The organism is Pseudalkalibacillus decolorationis (genome assembly GCF_024609785.1).
In the GTDB taxonomy this organism is placed as follows: Bacteria; Bacillota; Bacilli; order Bacillales; family Fictibacillaceae; genus Pseudalkalibacillus; species Pseudalkalibacillus decolorationis.
In genome coordinates, this window is record NZ_JANHJQ010000082.1 from 1 (window position 1) to 369 (window position 369).

The window sequence follows — 369 nt, forward strand, 5'->3', positions numbered from 1 at the left end:
AAGCTTGCTTGGAAAATACTTTTGAAAATATGTTGAAGGGTAGGAGTGTCAAAAGGACCCTTATTGTTTTCAGCTATTAAGTCAAGAAGACTCCGCTCACGGACAGGATCAAAACGCTGTGTACCTTTCATCTTCTTGATCCTACCAATTTTTTGGGCAAGTACTCCTCTTTGGTTTAAAAGATCTAAAATTTTTAAGCTAAGTTCTTCTATCTCTGTACGTATTACTTCTAATTCATTTGACACAATTTTTCCACTCCCTCTAGTCTCGGTATTGATAATAGTTCAAGGCTTCCGAGTAACACATATGTAGAAGTTAACTAGTACTTCTTTCTGTGGATTTAATACAATTGACCACAAAAGCCTACTG

Annotated in this window: 1 protein-coding gene; it reads right to left on the reverse strand. The window is 36.0% G+C overall.

Going from position 1 to position 369, the window contains the following annotated elements; genetic code table 11:
- Window positions 1-245, reverse strand: a 245-nt coding sequence (locus tag NON16_RS25415) for a chorismate mutase (protein WP_372508882.1), incomplete at its 3' end; no start/stop codon positions are given.
- Window positions 246-369 lie beyond the last annotated feature (124 nt).